Below are 23,111 nucleotides of genomic sequence, written 5' to 3'. Positions count from 1 at the left end.
TCGAGACCGGGCTTGGCAGTTTCATTGCGTCGCGTCGGGAAATCCCTTCAGCCCGCGTGAGACCGCCGTGCCGCAGAGCCCCAGCCCCGACCTGCACGCCGTCGTGCGGGAGATCGCCGAGGAGATGCGGGCGCGGCCCGACCGGGGCGAGGTCGCCACCTACATTCCGGAGCTCGCCCGGGTCGATGCGGGCGCCTTCGGCCTCGTCGTCATCGATGCCGACGGCGTGGTCGCGGCCGGGGGCGACGCCGACGTGGCGTTCTCGATCCAGAGCATCTCGAAGGTGTTCACCCTGACCCTGGCGCTGGGCATGGTCGGCGACCGCCTGTGGCGCCGGGTCGGGCGCGAGCCATCGGGGAGCCCGTTCAACTCCATCGTCCAGCTGGAACGCGAGCGCGGCATCCCGCGCAATCCGTTCATCAACGCCGGCGCCATCGCGGTCACCGACGTGATTCTGTCGGGCCATCAGCCGCGCGAGGGGTTGGGCGAGATCTTGCGCTTCATGCAGTTCCTGGCCGAGGACCCGAGCATCACCATCGACGAGGCGGTGGCGGCCTCGGAACTCCGCACGGGATTCCGCAACGTCGCGCTCGCGAATTACATGAAATCCTTCGGCGTCCTCGACAACCCGGTGGACTTCACCCTGGGCGTCTACTTCCACCACTGTGCGATCAGCATGACGTGCCGGCAACTCGCCAGGGCCGGGCGTTACCTCGTGCATTCGGGCCGGATGCCCTCGACGGGCCATTCCGTGATTTCGGCGGAGCGGGCACGCCGCATCAACGCCGTGATGCTCACCTGCGGCCATTACGACGGGTCGGGCGAGTTCGCCTACCGCGTCGGCCTGCCGGGCAAGAGCGGCGTCGGCGGCGGCATCCTGGCCGTGGCGCCGGGGCGTGCCTCCATCGCCGTGTGGTCCCCCGGCCTCGACGCCTCGGGCAATTCCCACCTCGGCCGGATCGCCCTCGAAACCCTCACCCGGCGCCTCGGCTGGTCGATCTTCGGCGTCTGATCGCCGTCAGGACTTGCGCGAGCGGTCCGCGTCCACCAGGGCGGCCTCATGATAGCCGCAGGCGGCGAACGCGGCCGGTGGCTGCATCGCCTTCGTTTCGCCGCGCGGGCGGCTGGCCTCGCGGCGGTCCGCGCCGAGGCGGCCCCCGGTCGGGAAGGCGTAGATCTTGGCGGTCTCACGCGTGGCGGACGGCGTCATCGAACTGAGTCTCCCTGGGAGCGGCACCGACGGCGCCGCTCGAACGCTGAGCACAACATAGACCCTCTGCCCTGGGAATGCGCGGCCTGACGCGAATAAAACGCGCATCTGCCGGAAATATGCGCATGCCGGCGATTGCTAAAACGCGATGCAATAGTTCGATGGGGAAATCCTCGTTCGGGGTAAACGAGATTTCGAGGTGCCGATATCGAGCCTATGCTTCGCTGTGTCTGCTCAAGAACATGGCATGGGCATCGTATGATGAAAAACAATGCAAAATGCCCAATTGCTGGGCAAATGCCGCATCCGAAGGCTGGATCCCAAGGGGGACTTAGCCGGTCCCGACGGGCGAACGGATCTAGGTTTGATTGGCATAGCAAATGCTTTTGCGAGGGCGGCAGTTCCCTGGGGCGGTCGACGGTCCGCGCTCGGCGGTGGTCCGCACCGCGAACGGAAGAGAGACTTCACGATGACGAAGTACAAGCTCGAATACATCTGGCTGGACGGCTACACGCCCGTCCCCAACCTGCGCGGGAAGACGCAGATCAAGGAATTCGACGGCTTCCCGACCCTCGATCAGCTTCCCATGTGGGGCTTCGACGGCAGCTCGACCATGCAGGCCGAGGGCGGCTCTTCCGATTGCATGCTGAAGCCCGTGCGCCACTTCCCCGACGCGACCCGCAAGAACGGCGTCCTGGTCATGTGCGAAGTGATGATGCCGGACGGCGTCACCCCCCACGCCTCCAACAAGCGCGCCACCATCCTGGATGACGACGGCGCCTGGTTCGGCTTCGAGCAGGAGTACTTCTTCTACAAGGACGGCCGTCCGCTCGGCTTCCCCGCTTCCGGCTATCCGGCGCCCCAGGGACCGTACTATTGCGGCGTCGGCTACAAGGAAGTCGGCTCCATCGCCCGCAAGATCGTCGAGGAGCACCTCGACCTCTGCCTCGACGCCGGCATCAACCACGAGGGCATCAACGCCGAGGTCGCCAAGGGCCAGTGGGAGTTCCAGATCTTCGGCAAGGGCTCCAAGAAGGCCGCCGACGAGATGTGGGTCGCCCGCTACATCCTCCAGCGCCTGTGCGAGAGCTACGAGATCGACGTCGAGTACCATTGCAAGCCCCTGGGTGCCACGGACTGGAACGGCTCGGGCATGCACGCCAACTTCTCGACGGAGCACCTGCGCACGGTGGGCGGCAAGGCTTACTTCGAGGCGCTGATGGCCGCCTTCAAGGACAACCTCGACGACCACATCGCCGTCTACGGCCCCGACAACCACATGCGCCTGACGGGCAAGCACGAGACCGCGGCGATCAACGAGTTCAGCTACGGCGTCGCCGATCGCGGCGCCTCGATCCGCGTGCCGCACAGCTTCGTCAACAACGCGTACAAGGGCTACCTGGAGGACCGCCGTCCCAACAGCCAGGGGGACCCCTACCAGATCGCCTCGCAGATCCTGAAGACCGTGGCCTCGGTTCCCACCGCCGCCGGAGTCTCCGCGGCCGCCTGAGGCGACCGGCTTTCCCGATCCTCCAGAGCGCGGCGCGGCCCTTCGCGGGGCCGCGCCGTTCGCATTTCGGGGGGAGGGGTTTGGCGAAACGGTCCGTTCACGGTATGTGCCTAACGCTCGACGCCGGCGCGACCCGCGCGCTCCAGGGCCACCACGCATGACCGCTCCCGTCCGCATCCTCGGCATCGATCCCGGACTGCGCCGCACCGGCTGGGGCGTGATCACCGTCACGGGGACCAAGCTCGCCTACGTCGATTGCGGCGTCGTCACCTCCGATGGCGACCTGCCCCTGGCGCTCCGCCTGCGCGAGCTGCACGAGGGCATCAGCCGGGTGGTCCGGGGGTTTTCCCCCGACGAGGTCGCCGTGGAGGAGACCTTCGTCAACAAGGACGCCCAGGCGACGCTGAAGCTCGGACATGCCCGCGCCATCGCCCTGCTGGTCCCGGCGCTGGCGGGTTTGCCGGTGTCGGAATACGCCGCCAACCTCGTCAAGAAGACCGTCTGCGGGGCCGGTCACGCCGACAAGGTGCAGATCCAGGCCATGGTGAAGTTCCTGATGCCGAAGGCCGAGTTCAAGACGGCCGATGCCGCCGACGCCCTGGCCATCGCCGTCACCCACGCCAACCACCGCGCCTCCCACGCCCTCAAGAGCCGGCATGCCCCCGTGCCGGGGATGAGCGCGCTTGCCGCCGCCCGCATCGCCGCGGCCCTGGCCAAAGCGGGCTGATCGCACCGGGCTGATCGCACCGGGACGCCACCTGGCGGTTCGGGCTGAGGGTGGCGCTTCGGGCCGCCCGGAACTGGGAGGCCCCATCCGCGGGGGCGCCCGGTCCGGGAGGAAGGGCCCGTCGTTCGACGGAATCGCTACAACTCTTCCTATCCCGCGAGAGCGATCGAAAGACTCCCGATCCTACGATGCCCGCGAGCGGCACAGTGAGAGCGATGAGACACCCGCACGCGAAACCCCATCACCACACGGTGGTCGTCCCGGCCCTGTGCTGGGGACGGGATCGCTCCGAGTTTTACGCCGTGACGGACATCGTCTCCCCGGACGGAATTCACTTCCGCTCCGCCACCACCCCGCTCGTCGACGAGGAACTGACCTGCAACATCCGCCATATCGGCGCCGTGGAAACCCGCGTGGTCAGCATCGGTGACCACGCCTTCGTCGTCCGCCTCCTTGCGAAACAGCAGGCCGTCGCCAGCGTCGCCCGGGAACTGCGCCTGCTCTCGGAGCAGCAGGAGGCGACCGCCCCCGTCCGCGTCCATCCCCGGGTGACGCCCCTGGAGACCGACGTGACCGTCGAACTCGCGGATGGCCGGATCGTGCCGGCCAGGCTTCTCAACGTCTCGGCGTCCGGCGTCGCCTTCACCCTCGACGTGCAGATCGCCATCGGCGCGCCCATCACCATCGGCCGGACGGCGGCCCGCGTCGCCCGTCACTTCGAGCACGGGATCGGCGCGGTGTTCGACAGGGCGTTCGCCCCCCAGGCGATCGACCAGCACATCACCCTCTGAGATCGCCCGGCGCGGCCGGCCGTCAGGGTACCGCCTTGAACTCGCCCTCCAGGCGCAGGGTCACCTCGTCGCCCACCATCGACAGGTAGGCGGTGATCCCGAACTCCGAGCGCTTGATCACCGCCCGCCCGTCGAATCCGACGGTGTAGAGCTTGTCGACGGGGTGGAGCCCGGCCTGGTTGAAGGTGGCGTCGAACGAGACCGGTCTGGTGACCCCCTTGAGGGTGAGTTCGCCGTTGACCCGCGCCGTCGTCGGACTGGTCGGCTCGACGGAGGTGCTGACGAAGGTCGCCGTGGGGAATTTCTGCGTGTCGAAGAAGTCCGGGCTCTTGAGGTGGGCGTCGAGCTTGTCGTTGAGTCCGGTGATGCTCGGCGTGCCGACGGTGACGCTGATGCGGCTCTTGTCCGGGGCCTTCGCGTCGAGGCTCGCCTCCGCCGCCACGTCGGTGATCTGCCCGTAATAGGTCGAGAAGCCGAGGTGGCCGAGCGACCAGGTGATCTTGCCGTGGGCCGGATCGAGGCGGTAGGCCCCGGAGCGGACCTGCGTCGGGTCGGTGGTGGGGGCCGGCGGGGGCGTCTCCTGCGCGTGGGGGCCGGCGAGACCCAGCAGCGTCAGGGCGAGAACGGTGCTACTGCGCAGGGCGGCCTTACCCAGGGCGGCCTTGCCCAGGGCGGCCTTGCCCAGGGGCGCCCTGCTCGGGCCCGTCCGGCCGGTGCGCGCCTGCGGATTGGTGACGGATCCATGCTTCATGTCGCCCCTCGGTTCTCCGGGCCGCCCGGCCAATCCTCGGACACCGCCCCGTCCCCTCTGATAAGAGACTTCGCATGATCGGCAAGCTGAAGGGCGTCGTGGATTCCTACGGAGAGGACTTCGTGATCCTCGACGTTCAGGGGGTCGGCTACGTGGTGCATTGCTCGGCCCGCACGCTCCAGCGCATGCCCGCCATCGGCGAGGCCGCGAGCCTTGCCATCGACACCCATGTCCGCGAGGACATGATCCGCCTCTACGGCTTCCGCTCCGATCCCGAGCGCGAGTGGTTCCGCCTGCTCCAGACCGTGCAGGGCGTCGGCTCGAAGGTGGCCCTCGGGTTGCTCTCCGTGCTGGAGCCGGAGGCTCTGGCCTCCGCCATCGCCCTCGGCGACAAGACTGCCGTCGCGCGCGCACCCGGCGTCGGCCCGCGCCTCGCCGCCCGGCTGGTCGCCGAACTCAAGGACAAGGCCCCGGCCTACGCCCCCATCGATCCGTCCGTCATCGCCCTCAACGGCGCCGTGCAGGACCGCTCCGCGCCCCAGCCCGTGGCCGACGCCGTCTCGGCCCTGGTCAATCTCGGCTATGCCCCGGTGCAGGCCTCGGCCGCCATCGCGGTGGTGCTGGCGGGCGCGGGGGAGGGCGCCGAGGCCAAGACCCTGATCCGGCTGGGGCTTCGCGAACTCGCCCGTTGAAACGCCCGCGCGGGATCGTTGGCGCCCAATGCAATTGTGCCCTTGACGGCGTGCACGGACATTGCCAGATTCGCCCCGGGCCTCTAAGGTCCTGTAAAGACAGCAGTTTCTAGTGATTCTAATCTAGCGTTCGAGACAGGGGTCGGGCCCTAGGCCCCGGCATCCTCCCCAACGGCACGATGCCCAGCGCGAGTTTCGGTCCCGCATGATCGTCTGTTCCTGCAACGTCCTGTCCGACAACGCGGTCCGCGCCTGCCTCCATCGCGGCCCGGATTGTCCCCGCACGCCGGCCCAGGTCCAGGCCTGCCTCGGCTGCAGCCCGAAATGCGGGCGCTGCGCCCGCACCATCCGGTCGATCATGCAGAACGCCCTGCAAGCCGCCCTCGAGGAGGCCGGCCATGCGTGCTCGACGACTTGCGCAACGGGCTGTAGTTTGGTCAAGCTCCAAACTGCGGAGGAAGGGATCGCCGCCTGAGCGCCTGTGCGAGGTGCCACGCTCCCTTCCGGCCACGGTGCCTCAAGGGAGAATGGGCGGATGAAGGGTGATGCGAAGGTCGTCGAGTACCTCAATCGGGGACTGCGCAGCGAACTGACGGCGGTCAGCCAGTACTGGCTCCATTTCCGCATGCTCAATGATTGGGGCTACATCGAGCTGGCCAAGTTCTGGCGCAAGGAATCCATTGAGGAGATGAACCACGCCGATCGCTTCGTCGATCGCATTCTGTTCCTCGACGGCTTCCCCAACCTGCAGGAACTCGATCCCCTGCGGATCGGCCAGAACGTGCAGGAAATCATCGAGTGCGATCTCGCCGCCGAGACCGAGGCGCGGGCGCTCTATCTCGAGGCCGCCAAGTACTGCGATTCGATCAACGACCGCGTGTCGAAGCGCCTGTTCGAGGATCTGGCCGAGGACGAGGAAGGCCATATCGACTTTTTGGAGACCCAGCTCGAACTGATCTCCCAGGTCGGCCTGCCGCTCTACGCGCAGAAGCACATCGGCGGCCTGGAGCCCATCGCGCCCGAAGCCGAGTGAGATGATAGGGTCTCTCGCGGCGCTTCGGGCGCCGCGGGATTTTTCAGGGGCCGAAGACGCTCCAATAGACTTCGCTCAAGGGCAGGGACGCCTGGATCGCGACGAGTTCGAGCGTCGCGTCCATGCCCTCGATAACCCGAAAGCCGCTCCAGGCTTCATCGACCCGATCGTAAACCTCGAGGTGTGGTCGGTCCCGTGCCACAAGGACGTAGTGCTGCAGGGCCGGCAGCTGTTGGTAGATCCGCCACTTCTCCAGGCGGTCGCGCGCTTCCGTGCCGGGCGAGACCACTTCGATCAGCACCGTGGGATTGTCCACCGAAGTGGCGCCCGCTTCGATGCCGCCGCACACAACGAGAACGTCGGGTAACAACGCCCCGTCGAGGGGGCGGCTCTTCAGGTAGAACGTCTCGGCAAACGTCTGGCAGGACGATCCTTTCGCCCGAAAGCCTTGATGCAGATGGCTTGCGATGTTCTGGACGATCCGTCCGTGCTCCCAGCGCGCGCCGACCATCATCCGGACGACGCGGCCGCCGATCAACTCCCAGCGCTCGTTGCGCGGCTTGTCGGCCAGCAATTCCTCGAAGTCGTCGAAATCCATCCTCTCGAACTCGGCGGACGCGTTGTCCATCGTGAGCTCCCCCGACGGCCATCCGCCGACGCCGCGAATGTAGCGCGATCCGGGCTGGTGTGCGACATCGGCCCCGACAACAGTTGCTGGACGCAGGCCCCGCCGGGCCCCACCGAGAGTCCGTGTGAGCAAGCTTCCGAAATCCCCCAGGCCGTCCGGCTCCCCCAAGCCGTCCGGTCCCCCGAAATCGCCGACCCTGCACCCGCTGCCGGACTCGCTCCTGACCCCGGAGCGCCGGGAGGACGACCTCGAATCGTCGATTCGCCCCCTGAGTCTCGCGGAGTTCATCGGCCAGCGCGCGGCCCGCGCCAACATGAGCATCTTCATCGAATCGGCGAAGAAGACCGGCTCGGCCCTCGACCACGTCCTGTTCGTCGGCCCGCCGGGCCTCGGCAAGACCACCCTCGCGCAGATCGTCGCGCGCGAACTCGGGGTGAACTTCCGCTCCACCTCCGGCCCGGTCATCGCCAAGGCGGGGGATCTCGCCGCCCAGCTCACGAACCTCGAGGAGCGCGACGTGCTCTTCATCGACGAGATCCACCGCCTCAACCCGGCGGTGGAAGAGATCCTCTACCCGGCCATGGAGGATTATCAGCTCGACCTCATCATCGGCGAGGGCCCGGCGGCGCGCTCGGTGAAGATCGAACTGCCGAAGTTCACCCTGGTGGGCGCCACCACCCGCGCCGGCCTGCTGACGACGCCCCTGCGCGACCGCTTCGGCATCCCGATCCGCCTCGAATTCTACGATGTCGACGAGCTCGAACTCATCGTGCGGCGCGGGGCCCGAGTGCTGGGTCTGGGCATGTCAGAGGAGGGGGCGAACGAGATCGCCAAGCGCGCGCGGGGCACGCCGCGCATCGCCGGGCGCCTGCTGCGCCGGGTGCGCGACTTCGCCATCGTGGCCGACGCTCCCACCGTGACGCGGGCCATCGCCGACCGGGCCCTCCAGCTCCTCGACGTCGACCCGGCCGGCCTCGACGTGATGGACCGCAAGTACCTCACGATGATCGCCAAATCCTTCAACGGCGGACCCGTGGGGATCGAGACCATCGCGGCGGCGCTCTCGGAACCACGCGACGCCATCGAGGACATCATCGAACCGTTCCTGATCCAGAAGGGCTTCGTGCAGCGCACCCCGCGCGGCCGCATGCTCACGCCGCACGCGTTCCGCCACATGGGCTTTCCCGAGCCGCGCCGCGAACCGGGCTCGCAGTTCGGCCTGTTTCCCACCGACCCGGAGGCATGATGGGGTCCCTTCGAGCCCCGCCACAGGAGAGCCGCCCTTGAGCGAAACCGACCTCCCCGGCGTCCATCGTCAGCCCGTGCGGGTCTATTACGAGGACACCGACTTCTCCGGCTTCGTCTACCATGCGAGCTACCTGCGCTTCATGGAGCGCGGGCGCACCGAATTGCTGCGCGGCTTGGCCGGTGACCAGTCCGACCTGCACCGGGATGCCGCCGGCCTGCACTTCGTCGTGCGCCGGATGGTGATCGACTACGCCAAGCCCGCGCGAATGGACGACCTCCTGGACATCCGGACCTGGACGGCTGCGATGAAGGGCGCCTCGATGCATCTCGCCCAGGAGGTCCGGCGCGGGGACGAGCTCCTGGTGAAGGCCGAGGTCGTCGTCGCCTGCGTGCGAGACGGCCGGGCCATCCGCCTTCCCGATGCCCTGCGCCGCGTTCTGTCGCCCGAGGGTGACGCCGCCGGACCGGTGCCGGCGGCGTGAAGGCCGGGGCGATGCCGGGATAGGGCACCACCCCCGGCCGCGAACCGGTTTTCGCCCCGCAGGCCCGGTGATGCGGCCTGCGCTCCGTTCGAGGGGGAGCCGCCTCAGATCTTGCGGACTTCGCCGAGGAAGAGCTTGACCGCCGCCGCCACGGCGTCGATCTCGCGGTTGAGTTCCGCCGTCGCGCTCAGCATGCTTTGCGCCGAGCTGGCCGAATCCGTCGCGCTCTTCGCCACCGCCGCGACGCTGGAACTGACCGTTTCGGTCCGACCCGAGGCCTCTTCGACGCTGCGGCGGATCTCCGTGGAGGTCGCCGACTGTTCCTCGACCGCCGACCCTACCGAGAGGGCGCTCTCGTCGATCCGGGCGATGATGCCGGCGATCCGCTCGATGGTGGAGGCCGTGGAGGTCGTCGCGGTCTGGATCATCGCGACCTGCCGCGAGACGTCGTCCGTGGCCCGCGCCGTCTGGGCCGCGAGCTCCTTGACCTCGCTGGCGACGACGGCGAATCCGCGTCCGGCCGGTCCGGCGCGGGCCGCCTCGATGGTGGCGTTCAAGGCCAGCAGGTTCGTCTGGCTGGCGATCTGGCCGATCATCCCGACGACCTGGCCGATATGATTCGAGTTCTCGCTGAGGGCCCGCACGCTCGCGACCGCTTGGCGGGCTTCCTCCACCGCCTCGCTGGTGACGGAGCGGGACCGGTTCATCTGCTGCGTGATCTCGGCGTTGGCGACGTTGAGCTGCTCGACGGCCTCGGCCACCGTGCGGACGTTGGCCGAGGTGCCCACCGCTCCGGTGGCGGCCGTCGCGGCGGCGTGGGAGGTCTCTCCCGTCTTCTCCAGCACCTGCCGGGCCGAGTCGCGCAGGGTGCTCGTCGCGCCGCCGGCGGTATCGAGGGCGGTCTGGATCGCGCCGTCGAACGCCGAGATCGCGTCGGTGAACGGCGTCACGTCGGCCCAGGACAGCACGGCCGCGACGTAGCTGCCCTGTGACATCACCGCCGAGACGTGCAGGTCGAGGGTCTTGGGACCCAGGCGGATCTTGGTCCGCCAGGGCAGGCGCGACGGGTCGGCGACGATGCTGCGCTGGTGACGGGGGTTCCTGTGGAACACGTCCATCGATGTCCCGATCATGCGGTCGGGGTCGACCTCCCTCGGCAGGTATTCCCGCAGGGCGTGCATCGTCTCGATGCTGCGCCGGTTGGCATAGGTGATGTTGGCGCTGACTGGGTCCAGGACGAGGACATTCACCGGGAGGGCATTCAGCACCGCCTCCGAATCGATCTGAGGCGCGAATTCGGTCCGTTCAACGTCGTGCGTTCGGCGCAATGCACCAAGTATCGACCTGCGGATTTTCATGGCGCGATTCCCGAGGCATCGGATTCATATTTGATAGACTGAGATATTATTATAAACTATTAGTAAAAATTTCGTTAAATGGAAGATCAGATGAGTGACTTATTGTCTGCCCGTCATGGCGCTGTTGAGTTTCGAGCGTTGCCGCCCGCCTCGAGACGCGACGGCGGCCCGGGAGGCGAACGGGGGGGCTGGTCGTGGCCCTGCGAAGGGCGGCGGCAAGGAAATGTTAACCCTGCTGCGTGCTTAACTGCGCTCGGAGCAGTCGCGTGCGATGCACAACACAGCCCCATACTTTCGACAGATTCGCGGCCCATTGAGCGTTGAAATCGCACAAGGTTCCGGTTGAAGCGCGAGGGTCGGGCCACCGGTTCCGTGACGGCTCCGCGCGGGGTTTTATCCAAGGATCGTGTCATGAACCCAGCCGATGCCATGCAGGCGATGCCGGCCCCCGACATGACCTTGCTGGGCCTGTTCCTGCAGGCCCATTTCGTCGTCAAGGTGGTGATGGTGGGGCTGCTGGGCGCCTCCGTCTGGTGCTGGTCGATCATCGTCGACAAGACCCTGCTGTTCCGCCGCACCAAGGCCGAGATGGATGCTTTTGAGGAGGCGTTCTGGTCGGGCCGTTCCCTTGAGGAGCTCTACCGCTCGTTCAACGACAAGCCGGCGGTGGGTCAGGGCGCCCTGTTCGTGGCGGCCATGCGCGAGTGGAAGCGCTCGTTCGAGGGCTCCGGCCGGCAGATCCAGAGCCTGTCCCAGCGCATCGACAAGGTGCTCGACGTCACCATCCAGCGCGAGGTCGAGCGCCTCGAATCGCGCCTGCTGTTCCTCGCCTCCATCGGCTCGGCCGGCCCCTATATCGGCCTGTTCGGCACGGTCTGGGGCATCATGACGGCATTCACATCCATCGCGGCCTCGAAGAACACCTCCCTCGCCGTGGTGGCGCCCGGCATCGCCGAGGCCCTGTTCGCCACTGCCATCGGGCTATTCGCGGCCATTCCGGCCGTGCTCGCCTACAACAAGCTGCAGTCGACGGTCTCGAAGCAGCAGTCGCGCCTCGAAGGCTTCGCCGACGAGTTCTCGGCCATCCTCTCCCGCCAGATCGACGAGCGCCTGTCGCTCGTCGCCTGAGACTCCACGCAAGACCGAGGGACGATCATGGGCATGGCCCACGGAGCGGCACAGGGTGGCGGACGGCGGCGGCGCGGCCGGCGCCAGGGCGCCATCAACGAGATCAACATGACGCCGTTCATCGACGTCGTCCTCGTGCTGCTCATCGTCTTCATGGTGGCCGCGCCGATGATGACCGTCGGCGTGCCCCTCGACCTGCCGCAATCGAAGGCGAGTCCCCTCAACTCCGACACCAAGCCGGTGACGCTTTCCATCCGTCAAAGCGGTCAGGTGTTCCTGGGCGAGGACGAGCTCGGCGACGACAGCATCATCCCGAAGCTCACCGAGGCCTCGAAATCGGGCTTCGAGGAGCGCGTGTTCGTGCGCGGCGACAAGCGGGTCGATTACGGCCGGGTCGCCCAGGTGATGGCCATCGTGACCGGCGGCGGCTTCAAGAAGGTGGCCCTCGTCACCGAGCCCGACCAGAAGTAGCGGACGCGCCCCCGTGAAGCTCCCCTTCAAGCGCAACGAACCGGGCATGTGGATCTCGGCCGGCGTGCACGTCGCCGTGCTGACGGCGGCGATGCTCACCGTCGCCGCTCCCGCCCTGCCCGACGCGCAGGAGGGCGTGCCCGTCGAGGTGATGACCGAGCAGCAATATTCGGAACTCACCAAGGGTGAGACCAACGCCGACAAGCCGCAGCCGGATGCCAAGCCGCGCGCCGACCGCAAGGCGGACAAGGCCGAGGAGCGCGAGCCCGAGAACGCCAAGGTCGATGCCCCGGCCCCGCCGAAGCGCCCCGCCGACATGAAGGTCGCGAGCGCCGAGGAGATGCCGCTGCGCGTCAACGAACCCGACCCGGACAAGGACGCCAAAGCCGCCGAAGCCAAAGCCGCCGAGGCCAAGGCTGCGGAGGCCAAGGCGGCCGACGCGAAAGCCGCCAAGGCGGAAGCGGCCAAGGCCGAAGCCGCCCGCGCCGCCAAGGCCGAGGCTGCGGCGGAAGCCAAGGCGGAGGCGAAGGCTGCCGCCGAGGCCAAGGCCGTCGCCGCCAAGGCGGAAGCGAAGGCGGCCGCCGTGAAGCGCGAGCAGCTCGCTCAGCTCATCGAGAAGGAAGAAGCCGAGGCGGAGGCCGCCGCCAAGGCGGACGCTGCGAAGGCGGCCGAGAAGGCCGCCAAGGCGAAGGCGGATGCCAAGGCCCGTGCCGAGGCCGAAGCCAAGGCCGAGAAGGCGGAGGCCGAGAAGGCGCGTGCGGAGGCCAAGGCCCTGGCCGAGAAAGCCGCCAAGGCCGAAGCCGAGCATCAGAAGCAGGTCGCCGAAGCGAAGGCGGAAGCCGAGGCTGCGGCCAAGGCCGATGCGGCCGCGAAGGCCAAAGCGGAGACCGCCGCCAAGGCGAAAGCCAAGGCCCTGGCGGATGCGAAGGGCAAGGCCGATGCCGAGGCCAAGGCGAAGAAGCAGGCCGAGCTCGCCGAAAAGTTCAGCGCCGGCGACATCCGCCAACTGCTGGCCTCGAAGGCGCCCTCGCAATCCACCGGCGCCACCGGTCGCGATGTGCAGCGCACGGCCTCCCTCGGGGCCGCCTCGGGCAATTCGCAGCGCCTGTCGCCGTCCCTGCGCGAGGCCCTGGTCGGCATGCTGCAGCAACAGATCGAGCGCTGCTACGTCGCCCCCCCCGGCGCGGCGCAGGGCGTGATCCTGCCGATGCTCGACATCCGGCTGAACCCGGACGGGGCGCTCACCACGGAGCCCCGGATCATGCGCGGCGGCGCCAACGCCGTCGACCGCTCCATCGCTGAAGCGGCGCAACGCGCCGTGCGACGCTGCGCGCCCTACAAGATTCCCGCCCAGTACGCGCCGTATTACAACGACTGGAAGGCGATCAACGCGGAATTCGAGTTTTCGCGGGTCTGATGCGCCGGACCCGATCCATCGACCCGGGCCGCTCGCCCGCGCCGTGAGCCTGCTCGCGTGACGTGACCACCGTGCGCGACCGCCCGGACAGATAGTCCCAAAAAGTCGGAACCGACCATGCTCCCCAGCCCCACCGCGCGCCTTGCGCCCCTCCTCGCCGCCCTGGCTCTCGTGCTGTTCGGCCTCGCCGGGCCGGCGCGCGCGCAGCTCAACCTGCGCATCGGCGGCGGCGCGTTCCAGCCCATGCCCATCGCGGTCACGGACTTCTCGGGCGATCCGAGCCTCGGCCTGCTGGTGTCGAGCGTGGTGACGAACAACCTGCGCCGGTCGGGCTACTTCGTGCCCGTCGAGAAGGCGAAGTTTCCCGAGAGCCCCGGCTTCGATGCGGTGCCGGGCTTCGACAAGTGGCGCACGGCCGGGGTCCAGGCCCTGGTGACGGGGCGGGTCTCGCGCGATCCGTCGGGCAAGCTCAAGGTCGAGTTCCGGCTGTGGGACGTGACCTCGGGCCAGCAGATGACGGGCCAGCAATACGGCGCCGACACCGCCAACGCCCGGCGCACGGGTCACCTCATCTCGGACGCCGTCTACACCAAGATCACCGGCCTCGGGCCGTGGTTCGACAGCCGCATCGCCTTCGTGGACGAGTCCGGCTCGAAGGAGAACCGCCGCAAGCGCCTCATGGTCATGGACCAGGACGGCGCCAACGTGCGGGCCCTCACCAACGGCGAGACGGCGGTGGTCGCCCCGCGCTACTCGCCCGCGACTCAGGACATCGCCTTCATGACCCAGGCGACGGGCCAGCCGCCGCGCATCCAGGTCATCAACCTCGAAACCGGCGGCCGCCAGGCGGTGGGCAAGGCCGGTTCCATGAGCACGAGCCCGCGCTTCTCCCCCGATGGCCGGCGCCTCGTCATGAGCGTGCAGGAGGGCGGCAACGCCGACATCGTGGTGATGGATCTCGGCTCCAAGGCGCAGACGCCGATCACCAACGGCAACGCCATCGACACCTCGCCGACCTTCTCGCCCGACGGCAGCCAGATCGTGTTCGAGTCCGATCGCGGCGGCTCGCAGCAGGTCTACGTCATGAGCGCCACGGGCGGAAACCCGACCCGCATCTCCTTCGGCGAGGGCTCGGCCTCGCAGCCGGCCTGGTCCCCGCGCGGCGACCTCATCGCCTTCACCCGCCAGCGCAAGGGCGGGTTCGCCATCTGCGTGATGAAGCCGGACGGCTCGGGCGAACGGGTGCTTACGGAGGGCTTCCACAACGAGGGCCCGACCTTCGCGCCCAACGGCCAGTACGTGCTGTTCTTCCGCGATCCCGGCGGCCAGGGCGGCGGCAAGCTCTACATGGTCGACATCACCGGCAAGGTGGAGCAGCCGGTGCCGACGCCGTCCTACGCGTCCGACCCGACGTGGTCGCCGCTGCTGGCAGGTAAGTAGGTTTCCTGCAAAGTGCGCGGCTGAAGCTTCAGCCGCGTTCGAAGCCGGCGGTTCGACGAACGAAGCCGAAAGCTGACGTGAGCGATGCGCTGGCGGCTCCAGCCGCCGCCTGGACCGCGCCCGCCGCGGCTTGAGCTGCATCGCTCGCCGTCGCTATCAGCCCTACATCCGCACTGGCCGGTCCAGCGTCCGGCTGCACTACACGTTGTGCCGCCCGGGCGAAGCCTCGCCGGAGAACGTCCCGATCGTTGGCGATCAGGGCCGGCAGACGCGGATCGGCGAGGGCGATCAATAGTCCGCCATCCTGAAACGCGATCTCCAGCAGGGTCTGAGGCTGAGAGTCTTCGGCCGAGATCGAAGTCAGGGCTGTCGCCGCCAGCAGGGCCGTTCCGCTCAGATCGATGTTCGAGGCGAGGGCCAAGCTTCCTTTCAGCCCATCGAGAACCTGACCACCCCAGTTGCGCGCGCCCGCAACATCGCCGTGGGCTTCCACGGTCAACAAGCTCTCGATCGAGCGCTCGACGCCATCTGGACTGGTCAGGACCCCAGCTTGGTATGTCCCTCTACCCTTGCCGCAATTTCCGGCAACCACTTTGATGTCAGCCATCGCGCCCTCCCACACCATTTCTATCCTTGCGTGCAGCCGCCTGTCATGTGCAAAAAGTTTAAGTCGTAAGAATGAGTTCAAGCTGAACCAATGTCCCTTCGATGGAACTAAGTGGCTGAACTGGAAGGTATTATCCCGGGATCTTTCCAAACGGCCTCGAAAAGGGATAACGCTTCTTTTTCGCCTCCTCACCCCACCGGCGGCAACCGATCCCGTGCCTTCAAGGCCGGAAAAATCCGCCCCCAGGCGGCGGCGACCAGGAGCGTCGCGAGGCCGCCGAGCACCACCGCCGGCACGGCGCCGATGAGGGCGGCGAGCGTACCAGATTCGAACTCGCCGAGTTCGTTGGAGGCGCCGATGAAGACGGTGTTCACCGCCGAGACCCGGCCGCGCATGGCATCGGGCGTCTCGCCCTGGACGAAGGTCTGGCGGACGTAGACGCTGATCATGTCAGCGGCCCCCGTGACGAACAGGCAGGCCATGGACAGGGGCAGCGAGGTCGAGAGGCCGAACCCCACGGTGGCGAGGCCGAAGACGCCGACGGCCTGCAGCATGCGGAGGCCGGCATGGCGCTGGAGCGGCCGGTAGGCGAGGAGGACGGCCATCAGAACCGCACCCGCAGCCGGCATGCTGCGGAGCGCCCCGAGACCGAGGGGGCCGACATGCAGCACTTCCGCCGCGAAGATCGGCAGCAGGGCGGTGGCGCCGCCGAGCAGCACCGCCACGAGGTCGAGGCTGATGGCGCCGAGGACCACGGGATGGTCGCGGATGTAGGTGAGGCCGGCCGAGAGGGTCGCCCAGGTCACGGGCGGGCGCTCGGCGACGGGGGCGGGGCGGAACCGGATCGCCGCGATGAGGGCGCTGGCGAGGGCGAAGCTGAGGGCCGCCGTGCCGAACACCACCGCCGGGCCGAGGGCGTAGAGGAAGCCACCGAGCGCCGGTCCGAGGATCGAGGCGCTCTGCCAGAGCGAGGCGTTCCAGGCGATGGCCGAGCCGAACAGGGTGCGGGGCACCAGGGTCGGCAACAGGGCCTGCAGGGCGGGATTGGCGAAGGCGCGGCCGGTGCCGATGACCACCACCAGGGCGTAGATCGGCCAGATCGCCCCGGTGCCGTAATGGACGAACGCCAGGAGGCCGAGATCGGCCGCCGCCAGGGTGGCGTAGGCGACCGCCGCGACCACGCGCCGGTCGTAGGTGTCGGCCACGTGGCCGGTGATCAGCGCCGCGAGCATGGCGGGCAGGAAGCTCGCGAGGCCGACGAGGCCGAGCGCCAGGGCGGAGCGCGTCAGGTCGTAGACGAACCAGCCCACCGCCACCGCCTGCATCTGGAAGGCGAGGCCGGTGAGGAAGCGGGCGGTGCCGTAGAGGCGAAAGTCGCCGTTGCCGAACACGGCCCAGCGCGGCGCGGACGAATCGGTCATGGGGTCGATCAGCGCTCCGCTGGCGCCAGGGCGGCGCTGCGGGGCATGGCCGGAAGGGCCGCGAGGGCGTCGAGCACCGTGCCGGCCGTCAGGATCTGCGGCAGCACCACGGGTGTGCCCTTGCCCCCGTAGAGCAGGTAGAGCGGCACGCCGCTGCGGCCGTGGCGGGCGAGGAAGGCGGTGATCTCCGGATTCTGGTTGGTCCAGTCGCCCTTGAGATAGGTCACACCACGCGCGGAGAATGCCTCGCGGACGGCCTGCGTCCCGAGCGTCGTGCGCTCGTTGACTTGGCAGGAGATGCACCAGGCCGCCGTCATGTTGACGAAGACCGGCCGGCCCTCCGCGACGAGGGTGTCGAGCCTCGCCTGGCTGAACGCCTCGGTGCCGTCCTGGCGGGCGACAGCGGCGGCACGATCCTGCGACAGGCCGAGGGTGAGGACGGCCAGGCCCGCGAGGGACACGAGCGCCATGCCGCGGGCGACCCAGGTCCAGGCCGGCCGCGCGCCATGGCTGCGTTCCCAGGCCCAGGCGGCAAACCCGACGAGGACGAGGCCCAGCAGGGCGGCGAGCAGCCCCGGGGGGCCGACCTGCTGCGCCAGGACCCAGACGAGCCAGGCGGCGGTGGCGTAGATGGGGAAGGCAAGGACGCCCTTGAGCGTGTCCATCCAGGCGCCGGGCCGGGGCAGGGCCCGCAGGGCGGGCGGCCACGCGGTCAGCACCAGGAAGGGGAGGGCGAGGCCGAGGCCGAGGCTGGCGAAGACCGCGAGGCCCACGGCCGGTTCCTGGGTCAGGGCGAAGCCCACGGCCGAGCCCATGAACGGCGCCGTGCAGGGGGTCGCCACCACGGTGGCGAGGACGCCCGTGAAGAACGAACCCTGAAGTCCCGAGCGCCGGGTCAGGCCGTCGCCGAGGCCCGCGATGCCGCCGCCGAGATGGACGACGCCCGACAGGCTGAGCCCCATGCCGAACAAGAGGTAGGCGAGGGCCGCCACCACGACGGGCGATTGCAGCTGGAAGCCCCAGCCGATGCCGGCTCCGGCCCCTTTCAGCCCGATGAGCAACCCGGCGAGGCCGAGGAAGGCCGCCAGCACGCCGGCGGTGTAGGCGAGGCCGTGCAGGCGCACCCGGCCGGGCGATTCCCCCGAATGCCGCACGAGGCTCAACACCTTGATGGACAGGACCGGGAACACGCACGGCATCAGGTTGAGGACGAGGCCGCCGAGGAAGGCGAGGCCGACGGCGCTCCACAGGGTCAGGCTGTCTTCCTCGGCCGGGAGCGCCGGGGCGACGGCCGGGGCGTCCGCGGCCGGGGCGGCGATGGCGGGGGCCTCGCCCAGCGCGTAGGCGCGCCGGACCGGGCCGTCGGCCGTCGTCTCCTCGAAGGTGAGCACGCCGGGCAGCGTCGGGGGGGCGGGCTCGTCGGCATTGCCCCGGACGAGGCCGAGATGCAGCTCGGCGGCATCGATCCGCACGTCCTGCGGGGCGGCGTTCTCAATGGCGGTTTCGGCGTAGGGGAAGAACGCCACCGCCTTTACCCCGTCGGGCGAGAGGGTCGGTGCCTCGACGGTGAGGGTCAGGCGATCCTTCGTGGCCCCGTATCGCACCGGCCAGGGCGCCGGCACGGGTACGGCGGCGCGACTTTGCGCGAACAGGGCGCGGGTCTGCGGGTTGGTTCCCGTGCTGGTCCCGGCCTGGGCGACCGGCAGGGTGAGCCGCAGATCCGCCGTGCCGGGCACGCATTCCCTCTCGCAGACGAGGTAGCTCAGATGCGCCTTGAGGGTGACGGGCCTGCCCGGCGCGAGGGTCTCGGGCGGCGTCACCTGCGCCAGCAGCACCGTCTCGCCCTCGTAGCCGAAGTTCATGAGGTGGGCGACGGGGATGCGGTGCGGTGCCGGCCAGTCGAGGGCGCCAGCCGTGAAGCCCGCCGGCAGGGCCCAGGTCACCTCGGGCGGCAGGCCGGAATCACCGGGATTGCGCCAGTAGACGTGCCAGTCCGGCCGCATCACCATGCGGATGCCGACGGTGAACGGCTCGCCCGGCCGGATCGCCGCGGGCTCGGCCACGAGGCTCGCGGTGACGAGGTCGGACGGCGGCTTGAGCCCTTGTGCCGACGCGCCTGCGAGGCCGGACAGGGTGAGGGCCAGCAAGGCGAGGAACCGGATCATGGCGTCTCTGTGCGTCACCCGTGACCGACCCCGTGACGAAGCGGCATGGTCCGTCGCTATAGCATGCCGCGCCCGGGGCGGAGCGCATCGACTTGCCGCGCCCCGTCGGGCAGGATTTTCGGCGATGGACCTGCGCGCCTCGGCGCACGACCCCGGAGACGTTCCATGAGCCTCAAATCCAAGAAAGCCGTCGTGACCGGCTCCACCAGCGGCATCGGCCTCGCCATCGCGCGGGGCTTCGCTGGGCAAGGCGCCGACGTGGTGCTCAATGGTTTCGGCCCGCCCGAGGCCATCGAGGCGGCCCGGGCCGGCATCGAATCGGAGTTCGGTGTCCGCGCCATCCATTCCCCGGCCGACATGACCAAGCCCGACGAGATCGCCGGACTCATCAAGCTCGCTGAAGAGACCTTCGGGGCCGTCGATATCCTGGTGAACAACGCTGGCGTTCAGTTCGTCTCGCCCATCGAGGATTTTCCGCCGGAGAAGTGGGAGCTCATCATCGCGCTCAACCTGTCCTCGGCGTTCTACACCATGCGGGCGGCGATTCCCGGCATGAAGGCGCGGGGCTGGGGCCGGATCATCAACACCGCCTCGGCCCATTCCCTCGTGGCCTCGCCGTTCAAGGCGGCCTACGTGGCGGCCAAGCACGGCATCGCCGGCCTCACCAAGAGTGCCGGGCTCGAACTCGCCACCCACGGCATCACGGTAAACTGCATCTCGCCCGGCTACGTCTGGACGCCCCTGGTGGAGAGCCAGATTCCCGACACCATGAAGGCACGCGGGCTGACCGAGGAGCAGGTGATCAACGACGTGCTCCTGAAGGCCCAGCCGACGAAGGAATTCGTTACCGTCGATCAGGTGGCGGCCCTGGCGGTGTTCCTGTGCTCGGACGCGGCGAGCCAGATGACCGGGTCCAACATCGCCATGGATGGCGGCTGGACGGCGCAGTAATCCGAGCGGGCCGCGCCGCCCCGGTGGGGCGGCGCGGCGACAAGCTCAGCGGCGGTGGAGCAGGAGGGCGAGGCCGTAGCCGACGGCACCGGCGAGCACGAGGGCGATGAAGGGATTCTCCTCCACACGCGTCTCCACCGCACGGGTGCCATCGCGAAAATAGGCGCCGCCACGGTCCTGGATCCGGTCGTAGGCGTCGCCCGCGTAGTCGCTGACGTTGTCGGCGACGTCGCGCACGGTGTCCTTGGCCTGGCCGTAGGCATCCTGGGCGCGCCCCTGCGCCGCGCGGAAGCGACCCTCGACGGAATCGCCCTGCGACCCGAGGGCGTCGCCGACGGCGCCCTGCACACGGCCGCCGAGATCCTTGGCGGTTCCGACGATACGATCCGTATCGACCATGATGATTCTCCTGAGTGACGCTTCGATGCGGGTTCGGTGCCGTCGGGGCGTGGCACGCCCGCATCCGACGTTCACAGAACGCCCGAGATGGGATTGGGCACCGCACCCATCGCATTTTCCTCGATCGCCCTGTCGGCACGGTGAATCGACGGTCGCGCGAGGAGCCCGCGCGCCACCGCTACGAGGGCCGCCGCCAGGGCCTCGACGGGGGATCGGCCCCGTCGGTACGGACCGGGACGGCCGGCCCGGGGCAGGGGCGGGATATGGATGAAGAGCACCGGGGCGGCTTCGGCCAGACCGCGAAAGTAGGCGGCGTTGCAGAGGTAGCGCCCGGCGTCATTCGACGCGATGGCCGGGATGCCGTTCCGGCGCAGGGTGGCGAGGGCCGGCGCGGCGGGGGGCGCGCGCCGCTCGGCCGGACCGTCCGCTGACAGGGTGAGACGGCGCGCAACGTGGCCCGAGACGTCCGGGAACAGCCGGCTCGCCCGGTTGCGGGCGCGGACCTCGACCCGGACCCGCGTGGCGCGCCGGGCGACGCCGAGCATCAGCACGGCGCCGGGCGCCTCGGCCAAAGCGGGGACGAGATGCGTCGGGATCGCGCCGTAGGCGGTGGGCAGGATGAGAAGGCGGACATCGCCCCCGGCGAGGCCGTGGCGGCGGGCGAGCGCCGCGAGGCGTCGCGCCACCACGGCACTCGGGTTGATGGGCACGCCCGGAAACGGCCCGAACCCGGTGACGAGGAGATGCTTGCCGCTCAAAGACCGATGAGGGTGGCGATGGCCTCGGCCCCGGCGGCGGGGGAGGATTCGCCGCGGGACACCCCGGCCTCGGCCTCCGCCGTCTGGCGGCGGACCTCGGCCGAGCCGACGAGGCGCTGATGCAGGCGCTCGTGGACCAGCGCCCACATCCACTTCACGTCCTGGGCGCGGCGCTTCTTGGCGATCTCGCCCGTGGCCGTAAGCCTGTTGCGGTGATCGACGACCCGCTCCCACATCCCGTCGAGGCCCTTGTTGTTGAGGCCCGAGATCGTGACCACGGGGGGCGTCCAGGTGGAGCTCGGCGCGCTCAGGATGTGGAGGGCGGCACGGTACTCCGAGGCGGCCGCGCTCGCCCGGCGCTCGCCCTCGCCGTCATCGGCCTTGTTGACGGCGATCATGTCGGCGAGTTCGATGATGCCCTTCTTGATGCCCTGCAGCTCGTCGCCGGCGCCGGGCAGCATGAGGACGAGGAAGAAGTCGGTGAGGTCGGCCACCGCCGTCTCCGACTGGCCGACGCCCACGGTCTCCACGAGGATCACGTCGAACCCCGCCGCCTCGCACAGGAGCATGGTCTCGCGGGTCTTGGCCGCGACGCCCCCGAGGGTCCCCGACGAGGGGGAGGGGCGGATGAAGGCGTTGGGATCGAGGGCGAGCCGCGCCATCCGGGTCTTGTCGCCGAGGATCGAGCCGCCCGTGCGGGTCGAGGACGGATCGACGGCGAGCACCGCCACCTTGTGGCCGGCGGCCGTGAGGTTGGCGCCCAGGGCGTCGATGGTCGTCGATTTGCCCACCCCCGGCACCCCGGTGATGCCGACGCGGATGGCCCGGCCGGTCTGCGGCAGCACCGCGGCGATGAGGTCGCGGGCCACGGCGCGGTGATCGGCGCGCTTCGATTCGGCCAACGTGATGGCGCGGGCGAGCGCCGCCCGGTCGCCGGCGAGGAGCCGGTCCCGCAGGGCGTCGATGTCGAGGGCGGGCGGCGGAGAGGAGGAGAGGGCCATCGTCACTTCTTGCCGGGCCGGCCGGCTTTCGTCGAGGGGGCGAGGCGCCGTATTCTTCGCGGGAACGGACGGGGCAATGCCGTGTCGGCCCGATCTTGATCAAGGGCGAGTAGTGTGTAATCTTACACAATAAGTCTCGACGAGACCATACCGACATGGGTTCAGTGCATCGCAGCCGGCGGACCCGCGACGTGATCGCGGCGCTTCACGCGGATGGCTGGCGGATTGCCCGTAAGGGACCGGGCGACCACGTACAGTTCAAGCACCTGGAAAAGCTCGGAAAGGTCATGGTCGATACCGGTGAGTCCGAGATTCCCACGGGGACCCTGCGAAGCATCTATCGGCAGGCCGGCTGGGATTGGTGAGAGGCGAGGAGGAGGGGACGCAGCCCATGGCACGCATCGTCATGCTGATCCACGAAGAGGCAGGGCAGTTCGGTGCCTCGTTTCCGGATTTTCCGGGCGCCACCACCGTCGCGTCCGATCTCGACGCCCTGTACCGCAAGGCCGGCGAGATGATCGCCTTCCATGTTGGCGGTATGATCGAGGACGGGGCGGCGGTGCCGGTCGTGCGGAGCCTCGACGCATGGCGCCGCGACGCGACGTTTCGCGAGGACGCCGCCGGGGCCGTCATCGGGCTGATCGAGATCGAACTGCCCGGCAAGGCCGTACGGGTGAACATCTCCCTGGAAGAGACCCTGCTCAAACGGATCGATCGGGCGGCGGAGGCCGTCGGCGAGAGCCGGTCCGGCTTCCTGGCGCAGGCCGCCAAAGCCCGGCTGGCCGCCGCCTGACGGGGGTTCCGCTGTGGGCCGCGCGCCACAGGCGCAGCTCTGCCCGCTATTCACACGGGCCACGGCCACGTTCGTGCCCCGCCATGGTCACGATCGTCCGCGACAGGTTAGCACCACGCGACGGCCGGGT

General features: G+C 69.0%; 26 protein-coding genes. 16 read left to right on the top strand and 10 right to left on the bottom strand.

The window, feature by feature from the left end; genetic code table 11:
• Positions 1-67 precede the first annotated feature (67 nt).
• Positions 68-1,012, top strand: a complete 945-nt coding sequence (locus ASF28_RS06565) for a glutaminase (RefSeq protein ID WP_082476025.1) — start codon at positions 68-70, stop codon at positions 1,010-1,012.
• Between the two features lie 6 nt (positions 1,013-1,018).
• Here the strand turns inward: ASF28_RS06565 and ASF28_RS06560 are convergent, their stop codons facing one another.
• Positions 1,019-1,210, bottom strand: coding sequence for a DUF2735 domain-containing protein (locus tag ASF28_RS06560; RefSeq protein WP_056089233.1), 192 nt, complete (start codon positions 1,208-1,210; stop codon positions 1,019-1,021).
• A gap of 469 nt (positions 1,211-1,679) precedes the next feature.
• Here ASF28_RS06560 and ASF28_RS06555 point away from each other — a divergent pair, with 469 nt between their 5' ends.
• The 3 genes from ASF28_RS06555 to ASF28_RS06545 all read left to right on the top strand — a co-directional run bounded on the left by ASF28_RS06555 (position 1,680) and on the right by ASF28_RS06545 (position 4,238).
• Complete coding sequence (locus tag ASF28_RS06555; RefSeq protein WP_056089231.1) at positions 1,680-2,720, top strand: glutamine synthetase beta-grasp domain-containing protein; 1,041 nt, start codon at positions 1,680-1,682, stop codon at positions 2,718-2,720.
• Positions 2,721-2,877: 157 nt separating this feature from the next.
• Positions 2,878-3,447 carry a crossover junction endodeoxyribonuclease RuvC gene (gene ruvC, locus ASF28_RS06550; RefSeq protein ID WP_056089226.1) on the top strand — a complete coding sequence of 190 codons (570 nt, stop codon included), beginning with the start codon at positions 2,878-2,880 and terminating at the stop codon, positions 3,445-3,447.
• Between the two features lie 215 nt (positions 3,448-3,662).
• Positions 3,663-4,238, top strand: coding sequence for a PilZ domain-containing protein (locus ASF28_RS06545; protein ID WP_056089223.1), 576 nt, complete (start codon positions 3,663-3,665; stop codon positions 4,236-4,238).
• A 22-nt stretch (positions 4,239-4,260) separates the two neighbouring features.
• Here the strand turns inward: ASF28_RS06545 and ASF28_RS06540 are convergent, their stop codons facing one another.
• Positions 4,261-4,878: a YceI family protein gene (locus ASF28_RS06540; RefSeq protein WP_056091326.1), complete on the bottom strand. Its 618-nt coding sequence runs from the start codon at positions 4,876-4,878 to the stop codon at positions 4,261-4,263.
• A 185-nt stretch (positions 4,879-5,063) separates the two neighbouring features.
• On the opposite strand from ASF28_RS06540, the gene ruvA reads away from it, so the two are divergent.
• From ruvA to bfr, 3 genes are all read left to right on the top strand, one after another.
• A complete protein-coding gene (gene ruvA, locus ASF28_RS06535; RefSeq protein WP_056089220.1) occupies positions 5,064-5,681 on the top strand; it encodes a Holliday junction branch migration protein RuvA in 618 nt (205 codons plus the stop codon).
• Between the two features lie 205 nt (positions 5,682-5,886).
• Entirely contained in the window at positions 5,887-6,156 is a 270-nt protein-coding gene (locus ASF28_RS06530; protein WP_056089217.1) for a (2Fe-2S)-binding protein, read from the top strand.
• Positions 6,157-6,216: 60 nt separating this feature from the next.
• Positions 6,217-6,714: a bacterioferritin gene (gene bfr, locus ASF28_RS06525; RefSeq protein WP_056089214.1), complete on the top strand. Its 498-nt coding sequence runs from the start codon at positions 6,217-6,219 to the stop codon at positions 6,712-6,714.
• A gap of 43 nt (positions 6,715-6,757) precedes the next feature.
• On the opposite strand, the gene ASF28_RS06520 is transcribed toward bfr, so the two are convergent.
• On the bottom strand, positions 6,758-7,342 hold the full coding sequence (locus ASF28_RS06520; RefSeq protein WP_056089210.1) for a Uma2 family endonuclease: 585 nt from the start codon (positions 7,340-7,342) through the stop codon (positions 6,758-6,760).
• A gap of 196 nt (positions 7,343-7,538) precedes the next feature.
• Between ASF28_RS06520 and ruvB the strand changes: the two genes are divergently transcribed.
• Together ruvB and ybgC are read left to right on the top strand one after the other, a co-directional pair.
• Complete coding sequence (gene ruvB / locus ASF28_RS06515) at positions 7,539-8,588, top strand: Holliday junction branch migration DNA helicase RuvB (RefSeq protein WP_082476128.1); 1,050 nt, start codon at positions 7,539-7,541, stop codon at positions 8,586-8,588.
• Positions 8,589-8,625: 37 nt separating this feature from the next.
• Positions 8,626-9,072 carry a tol-pal system-associated acyl-CoA thioesterase gene (gene ybgC / locus ASF28_RS06510; RefSeq protein ID WP_056089207.1) on the top strand — a complete coding sequence of 149 codons (447 nt, stop codon included), beginning with the start codon at positions 8,626-8,628 and terminating at the stop codon, positions 9,070-9,072.
• A 104-nt stretch (positions 9,073-9,176) separates the two neighbouring features.
• Here ybgC and ASF28_RS06505 read toward each other — a convergent pair whose 3' ends face one another.
• Positions 9,177-10,340: a methyl-accepting chemotaxis protein gene (locus ASF28_RS06505; RefSeq protein WP_244474910.1), complete on the bottom strand. Its 1,164-nt coding sequence runs from the start codon at positions 10,338-10,340 to the stop codon at positions 9,177-9,179.
• Positions 10,341-10,841: 501 nt separating this feature from the next.
• Between ASF28_RS06505 and tolQ the strand changes: the two genes are divergently transcribed.
• From tolQ to tolB, 4 genes are all read left to right on the top strand, one after another.
• A complete protein-coding gene (tolQ, locus tag ASF28_RS06500) occupies positions 10,842-11,558 on the top strand; it encodes a protein TolQ (RefSeq protein ID WP_056089202.1) in 717 nt (238 codons plus the stop codon).
• A 27-nt stretch (positions 11,559-11,585) separates the two neighbouring features.
• Positions 11,586-12,029, top strand: a complete 444-nt coding sequence (locus ASF28_RS06495) for an ExbD/TolR family protein (protein WP_056089200.1) — start codon at positions 11,586-11,588, stop codon at positions 12,027-12,029.
• Positions 12,030-12,042: 13 nt separating this feature from the next.
• Positions 12,043-13,446 carry a cell envelope integrity protein TolA gene (gene tolA / locus ASF28_RS06490; protein ID WP_244474909.1) on the top strand — a complete coding sequence of 468 codons (1,404 nt, stop codon included), beginning with the start codon at positions 12,043-12,045 and terminating at the stop codon, positions 13,444-13,446.
• 117 nt (positions 13,447-13,563) lie between these two features.
• Positions 13,564-14,886, top strand: a complete 1,323-nt coding sequence (tolB, locus tag ASF28_RS06485) for a Tol-Pal system beta propeller repeat protein TolB (protein WP_056089197.1) — start codon at positions 13,564-13,566, stop codon at positions 14,884-14,886.
• A gap of 28 nt (positions 14,887-14,914) precedes the next feature.
• Here tolB and ASF28_RS06480 read toward each other — a convergent pair whose 3' ends face one another.
• The 3 genes from ASF28_RS06480 to ASF28_RS06470 all read right to left on the bottom strand — a co-directional run bounded on the left by ASF28_RS06480 (position 14,915) and on the right by ASF28_RS06470 (position 19,079).
• Entirely contained in the window at positions 14,915-15,493 is a 579-nt protein-coding gene (locus ASF28_RS06480; RefSeq protein ID WP_157085385.1) for a hypothetical protein, read from the bottom strand.
• A gap of 188 nt (positions 15,494-15,681) precedes the next feature.
• Positions 15,682-16,914 carry an MFS transporter gene (locus ASF28_RS06475; RefSeq protein WP_056089191.1) on the bottom strand — a complete coding sequence of 411 codons (1,233 nt, stop codon included), beginning with the start codon at positions 16,912-16,914 and terminating at the stop codon, positions 15,682-15,684.
• An 8-nt stretch (positions 16,915-16,922) separates the two neighbouring features.
• Positions 16,923-19,079, bottom strand: a complete 2,157-nt coding sequence (locus ASF28_RS06470) for a protein-disulfide reductase DsbD family protein (RefSeq protein ID WP_056089188.1) — start codon at positions 19,077-19,079, stop codon at positions 16,923-16,925.
• A gap of 165 nt (positions 19,080-19,244) precedes the next feature.
• Between ASF28_RS06470 and ASF28_RS06465 the strand changes: the two genes are divergently transcribed.
• Complete coding sequence (locus ASF28_RS06465; protein ID WP_056089184.1) at positions 19,245-20,030, top strand: 3-hydroxybutyrate dehydrogenase; 786 nt, start codon at positions 19,245-19,247, stop codon at positions 20,028-20,030.
• 45 nt (positions 20,031-20,075) lie between these two features.
• Here ASF28_RS06465 and ASF28_RS06460 read toward each other — a convergent pair whose 3' ends face one another.
• The 3 genes from ASF28_RS06460 to meaB form a co-directional block, all read right to left on the bottom strand.
• Entirely contained in the window at positions 20,076-20,429 is a 354-nt protein-coding gene (locus ASF28_RS06460; RefSeq protein ID WP_056089181.1) for a CsbD family protein, read from the bottom strand.
• A gap of 71 nt (positions 20,430-20,500) precedes the next feature.
• Entirely contained in the window at positions 20,501-21,187 is a 687-nt protein-coding gene (locus ASF28_RS06455; RefSeq protein WP_056089178.1) for a pyroglutamyl-peptidase I family protein, read from the bottom strand.
• Positions 21,184-22,188 (bottom strand): methylmalonyl Co-A mutase-associated GTPase MeaB, encoded by a 1,005-nt coding sequence (meaB, locus tag ASF28_RS06450; protein WP_056089175.1) that lies wholly within the window; start codon positions 22,186-22,188, stop codon positions 21,184-21,186. Before meaB ends, ASF28_RS06455 begins: the two co-directional genes overlap by 4 nt.
• Positions 22,189-22,343: 155 nt before the next feature.
• On the opposite strand from meaB, the gene ASF28_RS06445 reads away from it, so the two are divergent.
• Both ASF28_RS06445 and ASF28_RS06440 read left to right on the top strand, forming a co-directional pair.
• Positions 22,344-22,553, top strand: a complete 210-nt coding sequence (locus ASF28_RS06445; RefSeq protein WP_056089172.1) for a type II toxin-antitoxin system HicA family toxin — start codon at positions 22,344-22,346, stop codon at positions 22,551-22,553.
• Between the two features lie 26 nt (positions 22,554-22,579).
• Positions 22,580-22,981, top strand: a complete 402-nt coding sequence (locus ASF28_RS06440) for a type II toxin-antitoxin system HicB family antitoxin (protein WP_056089169.1) — start codon at positions 22,580-22,582, stop codon at positions 22,979-22,981.
• The last annotated feature ends 130 nt before the right edge of the window (positions 22,982-23,111 follow it).

Origin of the sequence: Methylobacterium sp. Leaf99 (assembly GCF_001422375.1) — a bacterium.
Taxonomy (GTDB): Bacteria; Pseudomonadota; Alphaproteobacteria; order Rhizobiales; family Beijerinckiaceae; genus Methylobacterium.
This window is presented reverse-complemented; position numbering and strand designations above follow the sequence as displayed.